The organism is Paraburkholderia unamae, from assembly GCF_003096875.1.
GTDB classification, from domain to species: domain Bacteria; phylum Pseudomonadota; class Gammaproteobacteria; order Burkholderiales; family Burkholderiaceae; genus Paraburkholderia; species Paraburkholderia unamae.
Genome location: NZ_QEOB01000061.1, coordinates 1 through 2,277, shown reverse-complemented (window position 1 = coordinate 2,277; position 2,277 = coordinate 1). Strand labels below are relative to the sequence as shown.

Sequence of the window (2,277 nt, the reverse complement as noted above, 5' to 3'; positions counted from 1 at the left end):
TGTTCTGCAAACGGCCGGCAACGCTGGCGGTACGGCATCGTTCGACACGTCGAATATCTCGGGCGTGACGAACCTGACCGTCAAGTCGGCGGGTACGGGTCCGGATAACGTCAAGGCAGCAGCGACGACCGACATCAACGTTTCGCACCTCGCCACGTCGGGCAGCGTTCTGACGGCAGGCGGCAAGAATGTCACGGTGAACACCGCGGCTGGCAACGTCACGGTCGGTAGCGTCTCGACCGCCAATGTGAATCCGGTTGGCGCAGTGAATGTGACCGCTGCAAACAACGGCAACGTTACCGTTTTTGGCGGTACGACCGTTACCGTCAACGACGCAGGCCAGAACAGCACTATCCAGATCGGCACGAACGGTTCCGCAGTCTCCGCATCGGAGCCGACGGGCGCAGTGACGGTCAACGCTACCGGTACGGGTAGCACGGTCGACGTCTATGGCGGCACGGACGTTACAGTTACCTCCGCCGGTGGCAACTCCGACACTGACGGCGAAGTCCAGATTGGTGCCTTCGACGCTAACAATGTGGTTCACGCCCCGACCGGCAACGTAACGGTGACCGTGAACCAGGCTCAAGCCGAGCAGTTCAACTTCGCCACTGGTGACTACACGGGCAACTACGGTCAAGTTAACATCCTGGGCGGCGCGAACGTCTCGGTGACGACGAACGCGGGTAGCGTCTACGTCGGCAATTACGCCACGAACAATGGTTCATTGATTGCGGGCCAAAACCCGACCGGCACGGTCACCGTCACGGATACGGCCGGGGCGGAGAACGTTGAGGTCTACGGTGGCACGGATGTCAACGTCACGGCAGCGGGTGACTCGATCACGATCGGCAATGTTAGCGGCAGCAACGTTGCCACGCCGAGCGGCACGGTTACCGTGAACAACACGGCTTCGGTTGCCTTCAACGGCATCAACGACATCAACAACTTCAACGAAGCTGTGTCCGTCGTCGGCGGCACGAACGTCGACATCACGACGAACGCAGGTTCCGTGACCGTTGGCACGGCGGCTGGCACAGCAGGTTCGGAAGCAACCGGCACGATCAACGTGACGGATTCGTCCAGCGGCAACGTGAGCGTCTACGGCGGCACCGACGTGACGGTCAGCGCAGCAGGCGGCATGGTTATCGTCGGTAGCGATAACGCAGGCGCAAGCGCCACGGGCGACGTGTCGGTCACGCAATCGGCTGTCGAGACCGGCGGCCAGTTCGCGAGCCGCTCGGCGGTCAACGTTGTTGGCGGCGACAATGTCACGGTGAACACGACTGGTGGCAACGTCTCGGTAGGCTCGGCTGCCGCCCCGACGACGGGTGCAGTTGTGATCAACGACACGTTCGTTGGCCCGAACGTCGATGGTTTTACTGTCGTTGGCGGCACGACCGTTTCGATCAATACCACCGCCACCTCGGGCAGCATCAATGTCGGCAACGTGACGGCAGACATCGATTCGGTCACGGGCGCGCTCAAGAACGCCAGCGACTACGCTTCGGGCAACGTGACGATCGTCAACGAGTCGAAGGCAGGTACGTCGGCAGCTGGCGCATCGAATCTGTACGGCACGGGTAGCGTCAATGTCGGTACCGATGGTGCAACCTCGGTGTCGATCACGGGTGGCACGAACGCAGTCATCACCGACATCCAGACCGAGCTGTCGAAGGGTGTGAGCACGCTGTCGAACGTCTCTCTCGATCACGTCGAGGGTAACGTCAGCATCAATTCGGACGCTCTCACTTCGCTGACTGTGCTCAACGGTTCGATCGGTGGTGCGGTATACACTGTGAACAACGCCACGGCAGGCCACGATCTGGCGCTGACGCTTGGCGGCGACGCAGTCAACTCTTCCTTGTTCCTCTTTGATACGGTTGCCGACGCAACGGCTGGCGCCGTGACGGTTGCCGACAACGGTGTGGCATCGGGAGCGGTTCTGCTCGACGTTACCGCAGCAAAGAGCATCACCGTCAACACGACGGCGGCACTGACGCTTGGCGTCGACGCGGGCAGCGACCTGACGAGTGTCACGCTCAACAACAGCGCAGCGCTGAACCTGACCTACTCTCCGGGCGCAACGAACCTGGCGTCGATCAATGCGAGCGCGGCAACGGGGGCAGTCACTGTTGCAATCGATTCGACCGTGACGAGCTTCACGGGCGGCGCGGGTAACGACGTCGTCACGATCGATTCGAACAGCCTGCTCCACGCTGACGAAACGACGTACAGCACGATCTCGGGTGGCGCTGGCAACAACACGCTGGTGGC

Annotated in this window: 1 protein-coding gene; it reads left to right on the top strand. The window is 61.6% G+C overall.

All coding sequences use genetic code 11. The features are described from left to right. A partial coding sequence (locus C7402_RS47315; RefSeq protein ID WP_165842144.1) for a beta strand repeat-containing protein occupies positions 1–2,277 on the top strand: 2,277 nt, incomplete at both ends.